The organism is Sphingomonas sp. S-NIH.Pt3_0716 (assembly GCF_003950715.1).
GTDB classification, from domain to species: domain Bacteria; phylum Pseudomonadota; class Alphaproteobacteria; order Sphingomonadales; family Sphingomonadaceae; genus Sphingobium; species Sphingobium yanoikuyae_A.
In genome coordinates this window covers 229,223-251,009 of the sequence record NZ_QLJK01000002.1, presented here as the reverse complement: position 1 = coordinate 251,009, position 21,787 = coordinate 229,223, and the positions used below count along the sequence as shown (strand labels likewise).

Genomic DNA, 21,787 nt, shown 5'->3' with positions numbered 1-21,787 from the left:
ACTGAAAGGGAAGCCGATGTCCTCTGCCCCGCCCGTTGCCTGGCATGCGTTGCCGCCCGAAGAGGCGCTGGCAACGCTGTCCGTCGAAGCGACCGGGCTGGACCAGCGCGATGCCGAGGCCCGGCTGCGGCGCTATGGCCCCAATGCCCTGCCCGAAGCGCCGCGCCAGCATCCGCTGCTGCGATTCCTGGCGCATTTCAACAGCGTGCTGATCTATTTCCTGCTGGGTGCGGCGCTGATCGCGCTGCTGCTGAATCACGGCATCGATGCTGCCGTGATCCTGGCCGTGGTGCTGGTGAATGCGGTCGTCGGCTTCATCCAGGAGGGCAAGGCCGAGGAAGCGCTGGGCGCGATCCAGGACATGATCGCGCCGCATGCCATGGTGCTGCGCAGCGGCGAACGGCGTGTGGTGGCGGTGCCCGATCTGGTGCCCGGTGACATCGTGCTGCTGGAAGCGGGTGACCGGGTGCCGGCCGACATCCGGCTGCTGCGCGCTCGCGGCCTGCTGATCGACGAGGCGGCGCTGACCGGCGAATCGGTCGCGGCGGAAAAGCATCAGACGCTGATCCCCGCCGACGCCGGCATCGCCGACCAGAGCAACATGGCCTTTTCCGGCACCCTGATCGCCGCCGGCCAGGCGACCGGGCTGGTGGTCGAAACCGGCAGCCATACCCAGATCGGCCGGATCAGCGGCATGTTGAAGGCGGTCGAGGTCGGCAAGACGCCGCTGGTGCGGCAGATCGACGATTTCGCCCGGCTGATGACCTGGTCGGTACTGGCCGGCGCGGTCGTCCTGTTCCTGTTCGCGGTGCTGGCGCGCGGTTTCCACTGGATCGATGCGCTGATCGCCATCGTCGCGCTGTCGGTCGGCGTCGTGCCGGAGGGGCTGCCGGCCGTCATCACCATCACGCTGGCGATCGGCGTGCAGCGCATGGCCGCACGCCAGGCGGTGATCCGGCGCCTGCCGGCGGTCGAGACGCTGGGTGCCACATCGGTGATCTGCACCGACAAGACCGGCACGCTGACGCGCAACGAGATGACCGTGCGTCACCTGCTGCTGCCCGGCGGCGACCTGCATGTCAGCGGATCGGGCTATGCGCCGGCAGGCGCCATCAGTGTCGCTGGCGGCGACGATACCGCGGCGCTGGTCGATGCCGCGCCGATCCTGCGCTGCGGCCTGCTGTGCAATGACGCTTTGCTGCGCCAAGCGGATGACGGCTGGACCGTGCAGGGCGACCCGATGGAGGGCGCGCTGGTCGCGCTGGCGATGAAGGCGGGGCTGAGCGCTGACCATGTGCGCGACGAGTGGCCGCGGATCGACGAAATCCCGTTCGACGCCGCCTATCGCTTCATGGCGACGCTGCATCGCGCGCCCGATGGCAGCAGCGCCATCTTCATCAAGGGCGCGCCCGAAGCGGTGCTGGCGATGACCGGCGCGGATGCCGCCGCCTGGAACGCGCGGCTGTTGGCCGCCGCCGACCGGGGCGAACGCCTGCTGGGCTTTGCCGTCAAGCGGATCGCAAGCGCGCCCGACCGGATCGGCTTCGACGATCTGAAGAGCGGGGTCGAGTTGCTGGGGCTGATGGGCTTCATCGATCCGCCACGCGACGAGGCGCGGCAGGCGATCGCCCAGTGCCGGTCGGCCGGCATCGCCGTCAAGATGATCACCGGCGACCATGTCGGCACGGCGATCGCCATCGCCCGGCAACTGGCGCTGGACGATGATCCCCAGGCGATGAGCGGCGCCGAGGTCGAGGCGCTGGACGATGCTGCGCTGGCGGCGCGGGTGCGCGATGTCGAGGTGTTCGCCCGCTCCTCCCCCGAGCACAAGCTGCGCATCGTCCGCGCGCTCCAGTCGCACGGGCTGGTCGTTGCCATGACCGGCGACGGCGTCAACGACGCGCCCTCGCTCAAACAGGCCGATGTCGGCACGGCGATGGGGATCAAGGGCACGGAGGCCGCCAAGGAGGCGGCCGAGATGGTGCTGCTGGACGATAATTTCGCGTCGATCGTGGCGGCCGTGCGCGAAGGGCGCACCGTCTATGACAATATCCGCAAGGTCATCAGCTGGACCCTGCCGACCAATGGCGGCGAGACGCTGGCGGTGGTGATCGCGATCATCGCCGGCTTTGCCCTGCCGATGACGGCAACGCAGATATTGTGGATCAACCTGGTGCTGACGGTGACGCTGGGGCTGGTGCTGGCGTTCGAGCCGACCGAGCCGGGAACGATGGAACGGCGGCCGCGTGCCGCCGGCGCACCGCTGCTTTCCCCCTTCCTGCTGTGGCGCATCATGCTGGTATCGGTGCTGATGGGGGCGATGGCGCTGGGGATATTCTTCTATGCCCAGCATGTCGGCCACGACATCGACACCGCCCGGACCATGGTGGTCAACATGCTGATCGTGGGCGAGATATTCTATCTGTTCAATGTCCGCTTCCTGCACATGCGATCGCTGACGCTGCGCGGCGCGATGGGCACGCCGATCGTGCTGGCGGCGATCGTGGCGGTGGTGATTGCCCAGCTGCTCTTCACCTATGCGCCGTTCATGCACGATATTTTCGACAGCCGGCCGCTGTCGCTGACCGACGGGCTGATGATCATCGGCCTGGGCGCGGCGATGTTCGCCGTGCTGGAACTCGAAAAGCTGGCCGCCCATCGGCTCGCCTGGTTCGAGGATATCTGACCGCCATTATCCACAGTCCCACAGCCGCAGAAGAAGGAGGAAATGATGCCGACGACCATGCGAGCCGCGATTGCCCGGACGTTCAAGGCGCCGCTGACGATCGAGGAGATAGCGATACCCGAGCCGGGGCCTGGCGAGGTGCTGGTGAAGATCGTCGCCAGTGGCGTATGCCATACCGATCTGCACGCGATCGATGGCGACTGGCCGGTGAAGCCGAGCCTGCCGCTGATCCCCGGCCATGAGGGCGTGGGCCATGTCGTGGCACTGGGTGCGGGTGTCACCGACCTGAAGGAAGGCGACGCCGTCGGCATCCCCTGGCTGCACGACGCCTGCCGCGCCTGCGAATATTGCGAGACCGGCTGGGAAACGCTGTGCGAGCGGCAGCATAATACCGGCTACAGCGTCAACGGCACCTATGCCGAATATGCGATTGCCAGCGCGCCCTTTGCCGGCCGCCTGCCCGACAGTGTCGATTTCGTGACGATGGCGCCGATCCTGTGCGCGGGCGTCACCGTCTACAAGGGGCTGAAGGAAACCGAGGCGAAGCCGGGCGAATGGGTGACCATTTCCGGCGTCGGCGGGCTGGGCCATGTCGCCGTGCAATATGCCAAGGCGATGGGCCTGCATGTCGTGGCGCTGGACATTGGCGAGAGCAAGCTGGAGCTGGCCCGGTCGCTGGGCGCCGACCTGGCGCTGGATGCGCGGGCCGACAATGTCGTGGCGGAAGTGCAGAATGCGACCGGCGGCGGCGCCCATGGCGTGCTGGTGACGGCGGTGTCGCCCCCCGCCTTTGCCCAGGCGATCGCCTGCACCCGCCGGCGCGCGACCGTCAGCCTGGTCGGCCTGCCGCCGGGCGATTTCCCGACGCCGATCTTCGACGTGGTGCTCAAGCGCGTGACCGTGCGCGGGTCGATCGTCGGCACCCGGCGCGACCTGGCCGAAGCGATCGCCTTCGCGGTCGAGGGCAAGGTGAAGGCGCATGTCACGCCCCGGCCGTTCGATGACGTGAACGCCGTGCTGGACGAATTGCGCGCCGGCAAGGTGGACGGGCGCATCTCGCTCACCCTGTGACGGGCGGGTGATGGCCGGGCGCGGGCGGTGCATGCCGCCCGCGCCGCCGGTCAGCGGCGCGCTTCGAAGATGGAGATGCGGCGCGGCTGGCGCGGCTGCACCGCCTGGCCCAGTTCGCGTTGCAACATGGCCAGCATCCAGGCGCGGTGCCGGGCCATGAATTCGGGAAAACCCTCTGCCCTGGCCGGGTCGAACACCGGCACCTGCCAGTCGGCGGGCTGATCGAGATAGGGCGGGATCACGTCGCCCACCGCCTCGGCCGGCAGGTCGACATGGCTGCCCCAGTAGCGATTGTCGCGGAAGCGGATAAATTGGGCCGGGGCAAAGCCCGCCTTGATGAGGTAATCGGGGCCGGACCGGCCGCTTTCGCTGCCATAGCGGGCGGTGCCGGCGACCTTGAATTCATTTTCGACGATGCGGACATCCTGTGCCCAGCCATCCCAGTTGGTCGCCACCACCATCTGCACATCCATGCCCTTGCCGACATGGATCACATTCTTCTCCACCAGCACGTCGGAGACATTGCCGGCGAGCTGGAAGATGCGCAGCGCGTCGTTGCGGCTGACATTGTAGCGCGCGACGGTGCCGCGATTGCCCAGATTATCCTTGTCGTTGCGGCCGGGCGAGCAGATCAGCAGGAAGCCACCGGCATTGTCGTGGCTGTAATTGTAGAGCAATGTCGTGCGGCGCGAATTGAAGTCGCTGTCGAAGCCCTGCCCATCATAGCGGGTGCGGGTATAGGCGGCCTCGTTGAGCTGGATCAGGCTGTTGTCGGTGCTCCACTGCCAGATGCCGGCATTATAGCCCGGCGCACGGGCGCCGGCATAGCGCACGATATTATGTTCGATCAGCGCGCCGTCAGTGCCGCGCGGGACGATGCCATCGCCGCCAATATCCTCGACCAGATTGTCGCGGATCACGATCTTTTCGCTGGGGAACCAGTCCTTGGCGCTGATCCGGTCGGCAATGCCGGCAATGCCGGACCGGTCGACCTTCCAGACGATATTGCGTTCGATCACCAGATCCTGAAAGCGGGTCGGCAGCTTCTTGCCGGTCGCGCTGAAGACGATGCCGCCATTATCCTTGCGATCATTCACGCCGCGCACGTCGTGGATATACATGTCGCTGATGCGGATGCCGCGCGTCACGCCCCGGTCGACCGCCGAGACCAGCACGCCGAAACGCTGGGCCGGGGCGGGATTGTCGTTGGTGACTTCCAGCCCGCTGACGCTGACATATTCGGCGTTGATGACGCCCACGCCATGGGGCGAAACGCCGCCGGCGTCGATGCGCGGCCGTGCGCCGGCGCCGAAGGCGGCGACGCTGATCGGCGCGCCGGAGCGGCCCGATCGGGTGATGGTGAGCGGCTCCTGCCAGCGCGATCCGGCCATCAGCAGCACCTGATCGCCCGGCATCAGCGGATAGTCGCGCACCCGCGCCAGACTGCGCCAGGGCTGGTCGGCGGTGGTGCCGGCGGCGCGATCATTGCCGGTGGCGCTGTTGACATAATAGGTCGTCGCCTGCGCCGCGGATGTCGCACCCGCGGTCAGGACCAGGAAAGGCAGGAAGATTGTCAGCGCCCGGCCATGCCGGCTTTTACCCATGATCATATTGCGCGCCATTCTATCGGTCGCGCGCTGAATGCAAGGTGAAGTCGCCTCAGCCGGGCGTGCGGCAGGCCTGGCGCAGGTCGATTTCGGATGCAGGCGCGCTATCGGCGGGGAGAGCGATGCCCTGCGCCTGCGCCACCCGTTCGATGATGCCGCCGCCGCCCGGCAGGGCTTCGGCCTGGGCATAGGCCGGGTCGGCCTCCGCCTGTGCCAGCGGGATATAGCGCGCGCCGGCGGCGTCGAGCCGGGCCATGACATCGGGCAGGGTGTCGGCGGTCCAGGCGCCGACATGGAGCAGCAGCACATGCGGGATCGGGCGGCCATGGACGCGCTGGGCATTGGCCTTTGCCCGCGCGATCGCCTGATCGACGACAGCCAGATAGTGACGCTTCATCGCCGCGATCATGCGATCGTCGCCCTGCGCGCGGCAGCGGGCATAGGCGTCGCTATAATCCCAGTCCTCGAAAGCGAGGCTGACGCTGGCGATGCGATAGCCGCGCTGCTTCAGGAAGGCGGCGGCGCCGTCATGGCGGGTCGCGTCCTTGCCGCTCGACAGGTTGGGGAAGCGCAGCCAGTGCCAGTCCTCTTTCCCCATATGCCGTTCCAGCGCCGGCTCGTCCGCGATCACGTCCGCCTGCCAGGCGGCGAGCGAGGGCGCGCCGTCGAGATTCAAATGGCTGTAACTGTGGTTGGCGAGCGGATAGCCGGCCTGACGCCAGAGCGTCAGCACCGCGTCCGACGCCGGATCGTCCGCCAGCCCGCGTGCATTGACGAAGCCATAGGCCTCCGTGACATGATGCGCCTTCAGGGTCGCCAGGAAGCGGCGGGCGATATCGGCGCGGGTGGTGCCGGGCGGCAGCTGGCCATGGGCAGGCAGATCATCGACCGTGATCGCGACATCGAACCGGGGCGGATCGCCCGCCTGCGCCGCCGCTGCGCTGCCCAGCAGCAGGCAAAGGGCCATGGCCCGCTTCATCATCTCCGCCTCTCCCGCTGAATGTCCACAGCGGTCCTAGCCGGGCCGCGCAGATCATTCGAGCAGTTTCAGCACATCCTGTTGCCGGGCATTGGCCTGGGCGAGCATCGCCGTTGCCGCCTGCGACAGGATCTGGCTCTTGGCGAGGGCGGTGGATTCGGTGGAGAAATCCGCATCCTCGATCCGCGAGCGGGCATCGGTGAGGTTGACGATATTGGTGTCGAGCTGGCTGGAGATGGATTCCAGCCTGCTCTGCGCGGCGCCCAGATTGACGCGGGCGGTCGATATCTGCGCCAGCGCCGCGTCGATCACCGCCAGCCCCTGCTGCGCGGTCACACCGATCTGGGCGTAGGATTTATAGTCGGAATCGGTGAAGGCGACATAGCCTTCCGGGTCCATCCAGCCGGTGCTGCCCAGATCATTGGTGCGATGGACGGCGGCCACACCGACATCATAGTCCAGTGTTAGGTCGATATTGCTGATGCCCACGAAGCGCATCGTGCCGTTCACTGCAAGATCGGTGCCCAGCAGGGTGAAATCGTCGCTGTTGCTGCGCAGGGTCGGCAGGGTGATGGCGACATTGTCCGTCGCATTGGCGCCCGCCTGCACATTGATGACGGTACTGCCGGCGCTGTGCATGAGTTCATCGCGATAATATCCATAGCCGTCGTAATCGAGCAGATCGCCATCCGCATTATAGTCGCGGGCCGCCGTCCCTTGCGTTGTGTTCGAAAACAGGTTCACGCCGTTGAACTCGCTATTCTGCAGCAGCGCGTTGATCTGGGCGACGGTCTGATCCATTTCGGTCTGGAGCGCGGCGCGATCCTCCGGCCGGTTGACGCCATTGGCCGCCTGGAGCGTCAGTTCGCGCATCCGCTGCAGGCTGTTCTGGACCTCGCCCAATATGCCTTCGGCGGTCTGGGTCAGCGATATGGCGTCGGCGGCGTTGCGCTTGGCCACTTCCATGCCACGCAGCTGGCTGGTCATGGTCTGGGCGATGGCCATGCCGGCCGCATCATCCTTGGCCGAATTGATCCGCTTGCCCGTCGACAATTTCTCGCTTGCCTGGCCCTGGGCCTTGGTGGCGGCCTCGATCGCCCGCTGCGCGCGCAGCGCCGCGCTGTTGGTTCCGATCACGCTCATGGGATGTCCTCCATCCATGCCAGGCAGGAAGATGCCGGCGTCTGTGGGACCGGGCGACGCGGGTCGCAAAGCGCCGCCCGGCAACCGAAAGGCGTTGCCCCCAAACGGTCGCCCCCGTGATGGCCGCGCGGCAGCGCCCGGCCTATCCGGTTAATTCCCGGATAAGATTGAAACGGCAGGGAATTTCCCGGCTTGGCAGGCGGGTGATCCGGGCTAGGACAGGGCCATGGCCACCCTGTCCCCCACGAGCGCCCGGCCGCGCCCTTTTCGCCTGGAGGCACGCGCCATCGACTGGCGGCTGGTGGCGCTGCTGCTGGCCTATCCCTTCGCGTTCAAGCTGGCGCATATGGCGGCCAGCCCGTGGGGCGGCGCCCATTTCTTCAGCCTCTGGTATCCCGCCGCCGGCGTGCGGCTGGCGCTGCTGTGGCGGATCGGCGCGCGCTTCACGCCGGTCCTGATCGTCGAGGAATGCGTGATCCAGTTGCTGACCGGCACGATCATGTGGGGCGGTCCCGAATTTCTCAACCAGCTGGGCGGGGTGGCGCGCGCGCCCGCCGCCTATGGCCTGATGATCGCGCTGGTGCGCTTCATCGAGCGGCGCAGCCGGTCGGAACTGGCGATCGCGCCGATGCCCTTCGGCCTGGCCGCGGTGCTGGCGCCGACGCTGGTGTCCTTCACCGCCGGCTTCTGGGAATGGCTGTGGCCTGGCGTGTCGGGCACCCTGCCCAGCCAGCCGGTCGCCACCACCATCGCCGCCTTCCTGGTCGGCGACCTGCTGGGCGTGCGGCTGGTCGCGCCGCCCCTGCTGTGGATCGGCACCCGCCATGAAGAAGCCCGGCGGCTGATGCAGATCGGGCGCGGCCGCGCGGTCGAGGCGGCCGCCGTCTTCGTCTTTGCCTGGCTGCTCGCCTGGGGTCTGGCGCGGGTCGAACCCCAGATCGCGGTCACGCCGGTGCTGATCGGCGCGATCTGGGTGGGGCTGCGCTGTGGCCGGCTGGGTGCGTGGATCGCGATCATCCTGTCGGCCGCGATCATCCTGCCCTGGTCGGCACCATTGTCGGCCAGCGCCACCCGCTTCGCGCTGCACATGGGCCTCGCCGCGATGGCGATCGCCACCTATCTTGCCGGCAGTTTTGCCGAGGCGCAGATCCGCGCCCGCGAGGATATCGCCCGACGCGACCGCATCCTGTTCCAGGCCGAACGGCTGAAGACGCTGCGCGCCATGTCGGTGGCGATCATCCACGAGATCAGCCAGCCGCTGTCGACGCTGGCGATCGAGACCCGGCATCTGTCCGCCCTGTCGCGCGATCCGCAGCCCGACCTGGCCGAGATGCGGGAGAGTATCGAGCTGGTCGATCGCAAGGCGGCTTTGCTGGCCGACATGGTGCGGCGGCTGCGCAGCTTTGGCGGGCGCGCGGTCGACGAACCATCGCCGATCATCGTCGGCCAGATGCTGCGCGACTGTGCCGGCATGGTCGGCGGCGAGGCGCGCAGCCTGGGCTGCGCCATCAGCCTGCCGCCGATGGATGCGCGGTTGCAGGTCACCGGGCATGAGATCGAACTGACACAGATATTGCTCAACCTGCTGCGCAACGCGATGCTGGCCGCGCCCGGATCGACCATCGAAATCGCCGTGGAAAGCCGGGCCGATCAGGTGACGATCCATGTCGCCAACCCGGTCCCGTCCCCCACCCCCGACTATGGCGGCATGGGTATCGGCCTGCTGGTGGCGCGCGCCATCGCCGACGCCCATGGCGGCACGCTGACCCGCGACATCGCGCAGGGCCGCGCGCGTGCCAGCCTGTCCCTGCCCCGCACGGAGCCCAGCCATGACTGACCCGGCCGATCCCGCCATCATCCATGTGGTCGATGACGACCCTGATCTGGGCCGGGCGGTGGCGCGTCTGCTGGGCCGGCACGGCTATCGCACCCAGGCGTTCGACACGCCCCGCGCGATGCTGCGCGCCCAGGCCGACGAGCCGGCCCATTGCCTGGTCACCGACGTGATGATGGCGGACATGGACGGCTTTGCCTTTGCCGAACGGATGCGGGCGCAGGATCCGGCGGTGGCGATCATCTTCATGACGGCCTGGCCGACCACCAGCAGCGCGGTGGATTCGGTGCGCCGCTATGGCGGGCTCGACTATCTGGAAAAGCCGATCGACGAGAGCCGGCTGCTGGCGGCGGTGGCCGAGGGCGCACACTGGAGCCGGCAGCGGCGCGGGGCGCTGGCCCGGCTGGCGCCACTGACCCCGCGCGAGCGCGAGGTGCTGCACTGCCTGGCCCAGGGGATGAGCAACAAGATGGTCGCCGCCGCCCTGTCGCTGAGCCCCAAGACGATCGAGGATCATCGCGCCGCGATCGTCGCCAAGACCGGCGCCAGCAGTCCCGCTGCCCTGATCGCCCTGGTGCGCGAGGCGAGCGGCACCGACGGCTAGATTGTCTTGTTGTGCGCGGCGATGGTCGGGCTATCTAGGCCGATGATCGATCCCCGCGCGCTTCGCACCTTCCTCGCCGTCTGCCGTGCCAACTCGATCAGCGGCGGCGCGCGGCTGCTCAACATCTCCCAGCCATCGGTGTCCAATGCGATCGCGCAGCTGGAACAGTCGGTCGGCGCGGCCCTGTTCGCTAGGTCGCGCAGCGGCATCAGCCTGACGCCGGAGGGCGAAGTGCTGCTGCGCCGGGCGGAGGCGGTCGACAGCCTGATCAGCGGCGCGGAGGAGGAATTGCGGCTGGCGCGTGCGGGCGTGACCGGGCCGCTGCGGGTCGGCGGCACGCCGGGCGCCCTCGTCAGCCTGCTGCCTGACGCGGTGCGGCGGCTGGAGGACAAGATGGGCCATTTCGCGCTGCACGCGGTGGAACGGCCCGACCATGACCTGGCGGACATGCTGCACCGGGGCGAGATCGAGCTGGCCTTCGTCACCACGGGGCTGGAGGAGCCGCCCGAGGGGATCGAGGAAATCACCTTCGCGCAGGATCCGTTCGCGCTGGTGGTCGGGCGCCGCAACGACCATCTGCCGGCCGAGGTGTCGCTGCGCGACATGATGGCCAGGCGCTGGGTGCTGCCGGAGGCGCGGGGCGCCTTTCGCCGGCAGATCGACGCGCTGTTCATGGCGGCCGGCGTGCCGGTGCCGCAGGATGTGATTCGGTGCGACTCCCTGCTGACGACCAAGGCGATGGTGCGGAACAGCAGCCGACTGACCATCCTGCCGATGAAGGTGGCGGCAGCCGAATTGTCGATCGGCGTGCTGCGCGCGATTGCCATTCGCGAAGCGACCTTCCAGCGCAGCATCGGCATCCGCAAGCTGAAGGATGCCCGCCTGTCGCGGCTGGGCGAGGCGCTGCTCGACATCATGATCCATAGCTCGAAGCTATGACGTTCCCAAAAATCATTATTATTCTTGCGTATAAATTCGGCGCATAAGGGCATTCAACAAGAGACCAAGGGAGAGCCCTCGTGCGGCAGCTGATCCGCAATATTGCGATTTTCGACGGGACCGGCAGTGCGCCCTTCCCCGGCGCGGTCATGATCGAGGGCGATCGCATCGCCGACATTCTGCGCGACGAAGCCGCGATCGACGCGGCACAGGCCGACATGGTGATCGACGGCCAGGGCGCGACGCTGATGCCCGGCATGGTCGACGCCCATACCCACCTGACCTGGGGCAGCTCGGTCGAGAAAATTTATCATCAGTTCATCCTGCCACCCGAGGAGCTGAAGGTCGCCGCCTGGCGCAATGCCCGCGTGCTGCTCGACCATGGCTATACCAGCCTCTATTCGGCCGGCGCGCTGGGCGACCAGATCGAACCGGAACTGGCCCGCGCCATTGCAGCCGGCGAAACCCCCGGTCCGCGCCTGGTGCCCTCCACGCTGGAGCGCAGCCCGGAAGGCGAGGAAGGGGTCGAAACCGGCGATGTGTTCAACGGGCGGGGGCCCGAAGCGATGCGCGCCTTCGTCGCCTATTGCGCGACGGAGGGCGTCAAGTCGCTCAAGCTGGTGATTTCGGGCGAAGATGCGCTCAAGCCCGGATCGTCGCAGGACATTCTCTATACCGACGCGGAAATGATCGCGGCCGGCGAGGCGGCAAAGGAAGCGGGCCTGTGGATCGCCACCCATGCCTATAGCCCGCGCGCCATCAATCTGGCGCTCGAAGCCGGCGCCCGCATCCTCTACCATTGCTCCTTCGCGGATGACGCGGCGGTCGACGCCATGGCGGCGAAGAAGGACGCCATCTTCTACGCCCCCGGTCCCGGCGTATCGGTCGCCGCGCTGGAGGCCAATCCGCCGCCCCATATCAATATGGCGTCGATGAAGGCGAGCGCGGCCGAGCGGCTGGAACTGGAAAAGACATTGGTGCCCAAATTGAAGGCGCGCGGCGTGCGCGTCCTGCCCGGCGGCGACTATGGCTTTCCCTTCAACCCCCATGGCCGCAACGCCCGCGACCTGGAACATTTCGTCACCTATTATGGCTTCACCCCGGCCGAGGCGCTGCATGCCGCCACCATGCTGGGCGGCGAGCTGATGGACCAGCCCGTCGGCCAGGTGAAGCCGGGCTATCTCGCCGACCTGCTGCTGGTCGAGGGTGATCCGACCACGGACGTCCGCCTGCTGCAGGATGCGGCCAACATCAAGATGATCATGCTGGGCGGGCGGATGCACAAATCCCCCGTGCCCGAGCCCCTGACGGTCTGACCGGAAAGACGCTTTCATGTTCGACGTTGCGATCATCGGCTGCGGGCCGGTGGGGGCCTTTGCGGCCAATTTACTTGGGAAAGCGGGCGTCTCGGTCCTGGTGATCGAGCGCGAGGCCAACCCCTATCCCCTGCCCCGCGCGGTCCATCTGGACCATGAGATGATGCGCCTGTTCCAGTCGGCCGGCGTCATCGACCGGGTCGCCCCGGACATGCGCGATACCGAGGGGCATCTGCATGTCGGCGCCGATCATGGCGTGATCCGCTACATGGGCACGGTCGGCCGCCCCCGCCCCTTTAGCTGGTCCAACGACTATTTCTTCTACCAGCCCGAGCTGGAAGACCATCTGCGCGACGCGCTGGACGTCTATCCCAATGTCGAGCTGTCGCTGGGCACCGCGTTCCAGGCGCTGGCGCAGGACAAGGACGGCGTCACGCTGACGCTGCGGTCGGACGCCGGCGAGGAGCAGGTCCGCGCCCGCTATGTCGTCGCCTGCGACGGCGCCCGCAGCGCGGTGCGCAAGGCGCTCGACATCGGCCTCGATGATCTGGACTTCGAGGAACCCTGGCTGGTGGTCGATGCCGAGGTCGATGGCCCGGTCCGCTTCCCCGACCTGTGGGGCGTGCCGCAAGCGGCCGACCTGCAGAAATTGTCGGTGATGATGTGCGATCCCAAGCGCCCGGCCACCATCGTGCCGGGGCGCGGCAATCATCGCCGCTGGGAATTCATGCTGCTGCCCGGCGAAGACGATCAGGCGATGATGCAGCCCGATGCCGTGGCCGCGCTGGTCGCCCCCTATCTTGACGGCGTGCCGCACCAGGTGGTGCGCGCGGCTACCTATCGTTTCCATGGACTGATCGCCGAGCGGTGGCGGCAGGGCGGCGTCTTCCTGGCCGGCGATGCCGCGCACCAGACGCCGCCCTTTTTCGGCCAGGGCATGTGCCACGGCCTGCGCGATGCCGCGAACCTGGCGTGGAAGCTGGAACTGGTGCTGGCGGGCAAGGCGCCCGAGAGCCTGCTCGACAGCTATCAGCCCGAACGCGATCCCCATGTCCGCGCCGTCATCTCCGCCGCCGTGGGCGCGGGCCGCTATATCTGCGTGCTCGACCCCGACGCTGCCGCCGCGCGCGACCATCAACTGCGCGAAGCCGCCAAGGGCGCCCAGAGCGGCACGGCTGCCGACCTGATCCCCGCCATTGCCACCGGCATCATCGCCACCGGAACGCCGGGTGCGGGCGAACGCTTCATCCAGCCGCGCGTCGGCGACCGGCTGCTGGACGATGTGACCGGCGATGGCTGGCGCCTGTTCACCCGCCAGCCGGTTGTCGGCGGCGACGTGACCGTCGTCGACGTGGCGGAGCTGGGCGATGACGGCCATGTCGCCGACTGGCTCGACGCCCGTGGCGCCGACGCGGTGCTGGTCCGCCCCGACCATTATGTCTTCGGCACCGGCAAGCCCGCAGAGCTGATCGCCCGGCGCGACGCGCTGATCGCCGGCACCGCCCGGCAGGAGATCGCGGCATGACCCTCTCGCTCGCGCAGGCCCGCGCCATCATCGACACCGCACTCGCCAAGGCACGCGCCGATGGCGCCCAGCCGCTGGCCGTCATCATACTCGACGCCGGCGCCCATCCGGTCGCCTTCGCCCGCGAAGATGGCGCCAGCCTGTTCCGTTTCGACATCGCGAAGGCCAAAGCCTCGGGTGCGCTGGGGATGGGCGCGGATACGCGGGTGCTGGCCACCCGCGCCGCGTCCAACCCTGTCTTTTTCCAGAGCATCGCGGCGGCCACCGGCCAGATGGCCTTCTCGCCCGGCGGCGTGCTGATCCGTGATGCGGCCGGCGCGCTGATCGGCGCGGTCGGCATCAGCGGCGATACCGGCGAATGCGACGAGGCCTGCGCCATCGCCGGCATTGACGCCGCCGGACTTTTCCACGGAGACAGAAAATGAAGCTGCGCAGCATCGAACTGGCGCTGCCCCATGCGGCAGAGGCCGGAGCCTTCCTGACCGACATCTGGGGCATGGCCCCGGCGGCGATCGAAGGCGAAACCCATTATCTGCGCGGGTCGGGCAGCTATCCCTATCTCGTGGCGCTGACGGAATCGGCCGACGCCTATGTCCGCTCCACCACCTTTGTCTGCACCGCCGACCGGCTGGAGCTGTTGAAGCGCAGCGTCACCGCCGCCGGCCTGCCCGCGGCGCCGACCGTGTCGACCGATCCGGGCGGCGGCCATGGCATCATCGTCGAACTGGCCGAGGGCGAATTGCTGCGCTTCCTGGTCGATGCCGAGGAGGTCGCGCCGATCGCGGGCGCCGACCTGCCGGTGAAGCTGACCCATGTCGTCTTCAACAGCGCCGACGCGGAGGCAACCGGCCATCTGGTCGAGCAGGCGCTGGGCTTTCGCGTCTCGGACCGGACCAAGGGCATGGTGTTCGTGCGCTGCAATGACTCGCACCATTCGACCGCCTTCGCCCGCGCCGGCTTTGCCAGCCTCAACCATATCGCCTTCGAAATGGCGGACATGGACGCGGTGATGCGCGGCATCGGCCGGTTGCGCGATCATGGCATGGTGCCTGCCTGGGGGCCGGGCCGCCATGGTCCGGGCGCCAATGTCTTCGCCTATTTCATCGCCCCCTTTGGCCCGGTGATCGAATTTTCGACCGCCGTTGAAAAGGTGGCCGACGATTATCAGCCCGGCGCGCCGGAAGACTGGACCTGGCCCGAAGGCCGGATCGACCAGTGGGGCATGTCCGACAAGGATTTCGCTGGCCTGCGCGCCGCCGAAGAAAAATTCCGCCATCGCCGCGACTGGGACTCCCGGCCGCTAGACCTGATCAACGAGGAACAAGCCTGATGCGCTATGTCAGTTTCCGCCGTCCCGACGGCACCCCCAGCTTCGGCCGGATCGAGGGCGAGACGATCGTCGAGCTGGCGACCGATGCGGCGCCGAGCCTGAAGGCCGCGCTGACCGACGGCAGACTGTCGGGCCTGGCCGACGGTGCATCCTATGCCGCCGCCGATGTCGTGCTGCTGCCGGTGATCCCCGATCCCGCCAAGATCCTGTGTGTCGGCCTCAACTATGCCGAGCATGTCAAGGAAACCGGCCGCGAGCAGAAGGCGCATCCGGCGATCTTCGTGCGCTATGCCGACAGCCTGATCGCCGACGGCCAGCCGATGGTGAAGCCGGCCGTGACCGAACGTTTCGACTATGAGGGCGAACTGGCTCTGGTGATCGGCAAGCCCGCGCACAAGGTCGCGGCCGCCGACGCCTGGGACTATGTCGCGGGCTATGCCGCCTTCAACGATGGCAGCGCGCGCGACTGGCAGCGCCACAATATCCAGTTCACGCCGGGCAAGACCTTTCCCGGCACCGGCGGCTTCGGCCCGGCGCTGGTGACGCCCGACGAGATTGACGATCTGGCCGCGCTGCGCGTCCAGACCCGCCTCAATGGCGAACTGGTGCAGGACCAGCCGGTCAGCGACATGATCTGGGATATTCCCACGGTCATCGAATATGTCACCGCCTTCACGCCCTTGAGCCCCGGCGACGTGATCGCCACCGGCACGCCCGGCGGCGTCGGCGATAAGCGCACCCCGCCGCTCTACATGAAGGCCGGCGACAAGGTCGAAGTGACCATCGGCACCATCGGCACGCTCAGCAACCGCATCATCGACGAACAATAACAATCATCAACCCGCATACCGGGGGAGGACAGACCATGCGTAACATCCACATCACCATTGCAGCCCTCGCCAGCGCGAGCGCCATCGCAATCGCCGCGCCGGCCTTCGCACAGGACGCGCCCGCACCGGAACAGGCCGCCCAGCCGGCGGACAATTCCGACATCATCGTCACCGCCCAGCGCAAGGCGGAGAAGGTGACCGAGGTGCCGATCTCCATCACCGTGGCCAATGCCGCCCAGCTGGAACGGCAGCAGGTCAACACGATGAACGACCTCAACCGCATCGCGCCGAGCCTGGAAATCCAGCAGGCGCCGGGTCAGAATACCGGCGGCGGCGGGTCGATCCGCGGCATCGGCACCCAGACCTTCTCGGCCGGCGCCGTCGCCTCGGTCGGCGTGGTCGTCGACCAGGTGAGCCAGGGCAATGCCAATATCTCCGACCTGTTCGACGTCAGCCGGATCGAAGTGCTCAAGGGACCACAGGGCACGCTGTTCGGCCTCACCACCTCGGCCGGCGTCATCAACATCACCACCAATGCGCCCGATCCGACCGGCTTTGCCGCCCGCGTCCGCACCGAATTGTCCGACGCCGGCACGCTGGGGTCGAAGTTCGGCAACCAGATCGTGCAGGGCATGGTCAACATCCCGCTGGCCACCAACGCCGCGATCCGCCTGTCGGGCGTCGCCAATTTCCGCCAGGGGCCGAACCGCAACGCCAGCACCGGCGATTATAATGACACCGATCGCTACGGCATTCGCGGCCGCTTCCTGTGGGAGCCGACCGATCGCCTGACCGTCAATGTCATCGGCGACTACACCAAGAGCCGGATCGAGAATGGCGGCGACTTCTTCACCTTCGTCAAGACCAGCGGTCCGGGCACGGCGCTGGGCGGCCTGCTGGCCGACACCACCGGCATCACCGCCCGGCTTGCCAGCTGCGGCGTGACGCCGGGCGAAGGCAATCGCGACTATTGCAGCGACGACAGCTATGTCGGCCATACCGAAAATTATGGCGGATCGCTGCAGGTCGATTATGAGGCCGATCCCTTCACCCTCACCTCCATCACCGCCTATCGCAAGTCGAACGAGACCGGCTATGGCGCGGCGAGCAACGTGTTCCGCGGCGATCCGCTGGAATTGCAGGTCGCCAATGGCCCGACCAACCGGCGCCTGAGCCTCTTCACCCAGGAATTGCGGGTCAGCTCGCCTGCCGACCAGTTCCTCGAATATACCGCCGGCGTCTTCTATTCGAACCAGAAGCAGACCCGCGATCCCGAAACGCTGGCGGTGTCGGTCGTGCCTTTCCCAGGCCTCGTCATCCCGATCGTGCGCAACCCCGGTGCCGACATCGACATCCAGGATGAATCGCTGGCCGTATTCGGCCAGGGCACCTTCCACCTGTCGCCCGCACTGCGGCTGATCGCCGGCGGTCGCTACACCACCGATCGCCTGTCGATGGACCGTTACGACTATTTCACCCCGGCCGATCCGTTCAGCCGCACCGTGCTGGACGTCCAGAAATTCTCCTGGCGCCTGGGCGCGCAATATGACCTGGCCAACGACACCATGGTCTATGCGACCGCCTCGCGCGGGTTCAAGGGCGGGCAGATCGCCATCCCCTCGGCCCCGGCCAAGCCCTTCGTCGTGCAGCCGGAAATCCCGACCGCCTATGAACTGGGCCTCAAGAGCACGTTGTTCGGCGGCTGGGTCGCGGACCTCAATGTCTTCTACAGCAAGATCAAGAATTTCCAGGCGCAGCAGTGCACGGTGGACAGCACCGCGGTTATTTCCTGCGTCCAGACCAACATCAATGGCGTGAAGTCGCGCGGAGCGGAAATCAACTTCTTCGGCAAGGTCTTCGATGGCCTGTCGCTCAACACCGGCTTCATCTATGCCAAGGCGACCTATCCGGGCGGCTTCATCGGCACCGATGGCACCAATATCGGCGGTAGCCAGCTCGCCTATGCGCCCAAATACAAGTTCACCCTGTCGGGCGAATATGAAGCGCCGGTCACGAGCCGCCTGAAGGGCTTCCTGGCAGCGGACACGGTGTGGAAGTCGAAGGTGCGCTACGAAGCCAATTCGAACGACGAAACCACCTTCCGTTCGCACTGGCTGGTCGGTGGCCGCATCGGCCTGCGCACCGATGACGATCGCTACAGCGTCGCGATCTTCGGTCGCAACCTGTTCAACGTGCATGAGCCTTCGCTGATGCAGAGCGACTTCCCCTACACCACCGACCAAGGCGAGCAGAATATCGGCGCCATCTATGGCCCGCAGTCCTTCCGCCAGATCGGCATCAGCCTGGACGCGAAATTCTGATCCTCCTGAGGCGGGGCGCCGCTGGTGGCGTCCCGTCTTTTTTCCTAATCCTTCTGGCCAGAGAGGACATATGAAGCCGATCAGGGACGCCATCGCCGCATTGGGCACCGATCTGGGACCGGATATACTCGGCCAGTGCCGGGCGCTGTTCGATGCCGAGCAGGCAGCGCTGGCGGCGGCGGTCCCGGTGACGCAGGCGGACATCGCCTATGGCCCGGATGCCCGCCACCGGCTCGACCTCTATGCCCCCAAGGGCGATGCCCCCGCCCCCATTCTGGTCTTCGTCCATGGCGGCGGTTTCCTGAAAGGCGACAAGGGCAGCGCCGACGCCTGGCCCAATGCCAATGTCGGCCGGATGGCGGCGCAGGCCGGATTCCTGGGCGTCGTCATCAACTATCGCCTCGCCCCCGACCATGGCTGGCCGGCCGGGGCGGAAGATGTCGCGGCCGTCGTCGGCTGGCTCAAGGATCATGCCGCCGAACATAGCGGCGACCCCGATCGCATCGTCCTGATGGGCACGTCGGCCGGCGCCGTCCATGTTGCGGGCTATCTGAAACTGGCCGGATCGGACGCCGTTCGCGCCGCCGTGCTGCTGTCGGGTCTCTATGGCTATACCCCGCTCGATCAACGCGACATGCTCTATTATGGCGAGGCTTCGCTCTACCCGAACCGCATGCCGCTGGAAGCCATTGCTTCGACCGACCTGCCGCTGCTGATCGCCTGCGCCGAGTTCGACCCGCCCCGCTTCCAGGCCGAGTTTCTGAGCCTGTTGCAGGACCGGCTGGCGCGCCATGGCGCCATGCCGCGCGCCTTCATCCAATCGGGCCATAATCATTATTCCATGGCCATGCATCTGGGCACCGCCGATCGGCGGCTGTCGCAAGAAATCTGCGCCTTCGTGCGTGAAACCACTGCCTGACAATTATAATAGGAGAGACGGAACATGCTGGATCGCCGCACCCTTCTGGCTACCGGCGCCGCGCTGATGGCTGCCCCCGCCATTGCCGCGCGCAAGAGCGCCACCCCCAATTTCCCCAAGAGCTTCTACTGGGGCGCGGCCACCGCGCCGCATCAGGTCGAGGGCAATAATATCGCCAGCGACCTGTGGTTCGTGGAGAATCAGCAACCGACCGTCTTTGCCCAGCCTTCGGGCGACGCCTGCAACAGCTTCGCCCTGTGGGAAACCGACCTCGACCTGGTCAAGGCCATGGGCCTCAACGCCTATCGCTTCGGCATCGAATGGGCACGGATCGAGCCGGAAAAGGGTCTCTTCTCCCAGGCGATGCTCGATCATTACAAGGCGGTGATCGACGGCTGCCATGCGCGTGGCCTGGCCCCCATCGTCACCTTCAGCCATTTTACCGCGCCGCGCTGGTTCAGCGCGCAGGGCGGCTGGACCAACCCGGAAAGCGCGCAGCTTTTCGCCCGCTATTGCGACAAGGCGATGCGCGCGCTGGGCCAGGGCATCGCCAGCGCCATCACCCTCAACGAACCCAATATCCTGCTGCTCCTGAAGCCGATGCTGCCGCCGCAGGTGTGGGACATTCAGAAGCTGACGCTGGAAACCGCGGCCAAGCGGCTGGGCGTGCCCAAATATGTCTGCGCCAATGTCGCCGGCTTCGACGATCTGCCCGCGCTCCAGACCGGCCTCGAAGCCGCGCACAAGGCGGGCAAGGCCGCGATCAAGGCGGTGCGTGGCGACCTGCCGGTCGGCTTCTCGCTGGCGCTGATGGACGATCAGGCGGTCGGCGCCCATTCGGTGCGCGATGCCATGCGCAAGCAGCTTTACGGCAACTGGCTGGAAATCGCGAAGGGCGACGATTTCATCGGCGTCCAGAACTATGAGCGCGCCCTGTGGGGCGACAAGGGCCGCCTGCCCGCGCCCAAGGGATCGGCCGTCAACTGGTCCGGCACCGAAGTCTGGGCGCCCTCGCTCGGCGGCGCGGTGCGCTTCGCCCATGAAGCGACCGGCGTGCCGATCCTGGTGTCCGAACATGGCGTGGGCAGCGACGATGATGCGGTCCGCGCGAAGTTCATTCCCGAAGCGCTGGCGGGGCTCAAGGCCGCGATCGACGATGGCGTGCCGGTGCTGGGCTATTGCCACTGGTCGCTGCTCGACAATTTCGAGTGGATCTTTGGCTACAAGCCCAAATTCGGCCTGCACAGCGTCGATCCGGTGAGCTTCGCCCGCACGGCCAAGCCCAGCGCCGCCGTCTATGGCGCGATCGCCCGCCGCAACGCGCTCTGAAGGGGAGGCCTGCCATGAAGCGCCTTGTCCTGCTGCCCCTGCTGCTGGCCTCGCCCGCCATCGCGCAGATGCCGACGCCCGTGCCCGCCACGGCGCCGGCCGAACCCAATGCCATCCCGCTCTATCCCGATCTCAAGGCGCCCGAGGGCACGACCGAGAATTGGGTGCGCTTCGGCGACGACCTCGCCGTGCGCAACGTCACCGTGCCAACCATCACCCCGGTCCTGCCCGATCCGGCCAAGGCAACCGGCGCGGCGGTGATCGTCGCGCCCGGTGGCGCCTTCATGCTGCTGGCGATGGATCATGAGGGCTGGAATGTCGCGCGCTGGCTGGCCGATCATGGTGTCGCTGCCTTCGTCCTCAAATATCGGCTGAACCAGACCCCGGCCGACACCGCCGAGGCATCGGCCTATATGGGCAAGCGCATGGCGGACTCGCTGCGCGATCCCAACGTCCCGCCGACGATCAGCGAGCCGCGCGCGACGCTGGATGCACTCGCCGCGCTGAAGCGGGTGCGGGCAGGCGCCAGCCAATGGGGCATCGATCCCAAGAGGGTCGGCATGATTGGCTTTTCCGCCGGCGCCATGACCACGATGAACGCCACGCTGGAGGGCAAGGGCGCGGATCGCCCATCCTTCATCGGCTATGTCTATGGCCCGATGCTGGCCCGCAATGTCTCCGCCGACGCGCCACCGATGTTCGCGGCGATCGCCAATGATGACAGCCTGTTCCCCAATCCCTCCTATGCGCTGGTCGAAAGCTGGCGCCGGGCGCATGTGCCGGTCGAACTCCACGCCTATGAGCGCGGCGACCATGGCTTCGGCATGGGCAAGCCGGGCACGACGACCATGGGCCTGCTGCCGCAATTTCTGAGCTGGATGGACATGCGCGGCCTGCTGACGCCGAAGGCGGGCCAATGACCGGCGCCGTCTCGATCCGGCGGGAGGCGGCGATCAGCGTCGGCATCAATGGCGCGCTGAGCCTGGCTTTCTTCCTCGCCTTGTTCGGCACTCAGCCGCGCCTGCTGGCCTGGGCCGCGCCCGATCGACTGGCTCTGGATTTCGTGCCGCAAAGCATTGCCGTTGCCCTGATGAGCGCGCTCGTCCCGGCGCTGATCGCGCGCAAACGGGTGGGTGGCAGCATGCGTTCGATCCTGCTGCGCGCCGCTGGCTTTGCGCTGGCCGGCGCCGCGCTCGGCGGGCTGCTGTCACTCGCGACCGGTGGCCTGCCGCCGATTGGCTGGAGCGCCGCGCTAGCCATCAAGATTGCCTATGGCGGCGCGCTCGGTGCGCTGGTCGCCAGCCTGGCGCTGCGGCGGATGCTCTCGTCCGCTCCAATCATGTGAAATGAGGCC

General features: G+C 67.2%; 18 protein-coding genes. 15 read left to right on the top strand and 3 right to left on the bottom strand.

Annotation, left to right across the window (positions count from 1 at the left end; genetic code table 11):
• Window positions 1–16: 16 nt before the first annotated feature.
• On the top strand, window positions 17–2,686 hold the full coding sequence (locus tag BRX37_RS02665; protein WP_125985408.1) for an HAD-IC family P-type ATPase: 2,670 nt from the start codon (window positions 17–19) through the stop codon (window positions 2,684–2,686).
• A gap of 45 nt (window positions 2,687–2,731) precedes the next feature.
• Window positions 2,732–3,757, top strand: coding sequence for a zinc-dependent alcohol dehydrogenase (locus BRX37_RS02660; protein ID WP_125985424.1), 1,026 nt, complete (start codon window positions 2,732–2,734; stop codon window positions 3,755–3,757).
• A 50-nt stretch (window positions 3,758–3,807) separates the two neighbouring features.
• Here BRX37_RS02660 and BRX37_RS02655 read toward each other — a convergent pair whose 3' ends face one another.
• Genes BRX37_RS02655 through BRX37_RS02645 form a run of 3 tightly spaced genes read right to left on the bottom strand, consistent with a single transcriptional unit; the run spans window position 3,808 to window position 7,486 of the window.
• Window positions 3,808–5,361: a right-handed parallel beta-helix repeat-containing protein gene (locus tag BRX37_RS02655; protein ID WP_318276571.1), complete on the bottom strand. Its 1,554-nt coding sequence runs from the start codon at window positions 5,359–5,361 to the stop codon at window positions 3,808–3,810.
• A 55-nt stretch (window positions 5,362–5,416) separates the two neighbouring features.
• The gene (locus BRX37_RS02650; protein ID WP_125985406.1) at window positions 5,417–6,346 is read right to left on the bottom strand and encodes a polysaccharide deacetylase family protein; all 930 of its coding nucleotides are present in this window, start codon (window positions 6,344–6,346) and stop codon (window positions 5,417–5,419) included.
• Between the two features lie 51 nt (window positions 6,347–6,397).
• On the bottom strand, window positions 6,398–7,486 hold the full coding sequence (locus BRX37_RS02645; RefSeq protein WP_037520134.1) for a flagellin N-terminal helical domain-containing protein: 1,089 nt from the start codon (window positions 7,484–7,486) through the stop codon (window positions 6,398–6,400).
• A gap of 226 nt (window positions 7,487–7,712) precedes the next feature.
• Between BRX37_RS02645 and BRX37_RS02640 the strand changes: the two genes are divergently transcribed.
• The 13 genes from BRX37_RS02640 (at window position 7,713) to BRX37_RS02580 (ending at window position 21,778) form a co-directional block, all read left to right on the top strand.
• Entirely contained in the window at window positions 7,713–9,323 is a 1,611-nt protein-coding gene (locus BRX37_RS02640; protein WP_125985405.1) for an ATP-binding protein, read from the top strand.
• Window positions 9,316–9,924 carry a response regulator transcription factor gene (locus tag BRX37_RS02635; protein ID WP_125985404.1) on the top strand — a complete coding sequence of 203 codons (609 nt, stop codon included), beginning with the start codon at window positions 9,316–9,318 and terminating at the stop codon, window positions 9,922–9,924. The genes BRX37_RS02640 and BRX37_RS02635 overlap by 8 nt, the downstream gene beginning before the upstream one ends.
• Window positions 9,925–9,966: 42 nt before the next feature.
• Entirely contained in the window at window positions 9,967–10,863 is an 897-nt protein-coding gene (locus BRX37_RS02630) for a LysR family transcriptional regulator (RefSeq protein WP_007708624.1), read from the top strand.
• 80 nt (window positions 10,864–10,943) lie between these two features.
• A complete protein-coding gene (locus BRX37_RS02625) occupies window positions 10,944–12,179 on the top strand; it encodes an amidohydrolase family protein (RefSeq protein WP_125985403.1) in 1,236 nt (411 codons plus the stop codon).
• A 16-nt stretch (window positions 12,180–12,195) separates the two neighbouring features.
• On the top strand, window positions 12,196–13,704 hold the full coding sequence (locus tag BRX37_RS02620; protein WP_125985402.1) for a bifunctional 3-(3-hydroxy-phenyl)propionate/3-hydroxycinnamic acid hydroxylase: 1,509 nt from the start codon (window positions 12,196–12,198) through the stop codon (window positions 13,702–13,704).
• Entirely contained in the window at window positions 13,701–14,129 is a 429-nt protein-coding gene (locus BRX37_RS02615) for a GlcG/HbpS family heme-binding protein (RefSeq protein ID WP_125985401.1), read from the top strand. The genes BRX37_RS02620 and BRX37_RS02615 overlap by 4 nt, the downstream gene beginning before the upstream one ends.
• Window positions 14,126–15,034, top strand: coding sequence for a VOC family protein (locus BRX37_RS02610; protein WP_125985400.1), 909 nt, complete (start codon window positions 14,126–14,128; stop codon window positions 15,032–15,034). Before BRX37_RS02615 ends, BRX37_RS02610 begins: the two co-directional genes overlap by 4 nt.
• Window positions 15,034–15,864, top strand: a complete 831-nt coding sequence (locus BRX37_RS02605) for a fumarylacetoacetate hydrolase family protein (protein WP_048937631.1) — start codon at window positions 15,034–15,036, stop codon at window positions 15,862–15,864. Before BRX37_RS02610 ends, BRX37_RS02605 begins: the two co-directional genes overlap by 1 nt.
• A gap of 35 nt (window positions 15,865–15,899) precedes the next feature.
• Window positions 15,900–18,185 (top strand): TonB-dependent receptor, encoded by a 2,286-nt coding sequence (locus BRX37_RS02600; RefSeq protein ID WP_125985399.1) that lies wholly within the window; start codon window positions 15,900–15,902, stop codon window positions 18,183–18,185.
• Window positions 18,186–18,255: 70 nt separating this feature from the next.
• Window positions 18,256–19,104, top strand: a complete 849-nt coding sequence (locus tag BRX37_RS02595; RefSeq protein WP_125985398.1) for an alpha/beta hydrolase — start codon at window positions 18,256–18,258, stop codon at window positions 19,102–19,104.
• Window positions 19,105–19,128: 24 nt separating this feature from the next.
• The gene (locus tag BRX37_RS02590; protein ID WP_125985397.1) at window positions 19,129–20,433 is read left to right on the top strand and encodes a family 1 glycosylhydrolase; all 1,305 of its coding nucleotides are present in this window, start codon (window positions 19,129–19,131) and stop codon (window positions 20,431–20,433) included.
• 14 nt (window positions 20,434–20,447) lie between these two features.
• Window positions 20,448–21,353 (top strand): alpha/beta hydrolase, encoded by a 906-nt coding sequence (locus BRX37_RS02585; RefSeq protein WP_125985396.1) that lies wholly within the window; start codon window positions 20,448–20,450, stop codon window positions 21,351–21,353.
• A complete protein-coding gene (locus tag BRX37_RS02580; protein ID WP_125985395.1) occupies window positions 21,350–21,778 on the top strand; it encodes a hypothetical protein in 429 nt (142 codons plus the stop codon). The genes BRX37_RS02585 and BRX37_RS02580 overlap by 4 nt, the downstream gene beginning before the upstream one ends.
• Window positions 21,779–21,787: the final 9 nt, after the last annotated feature.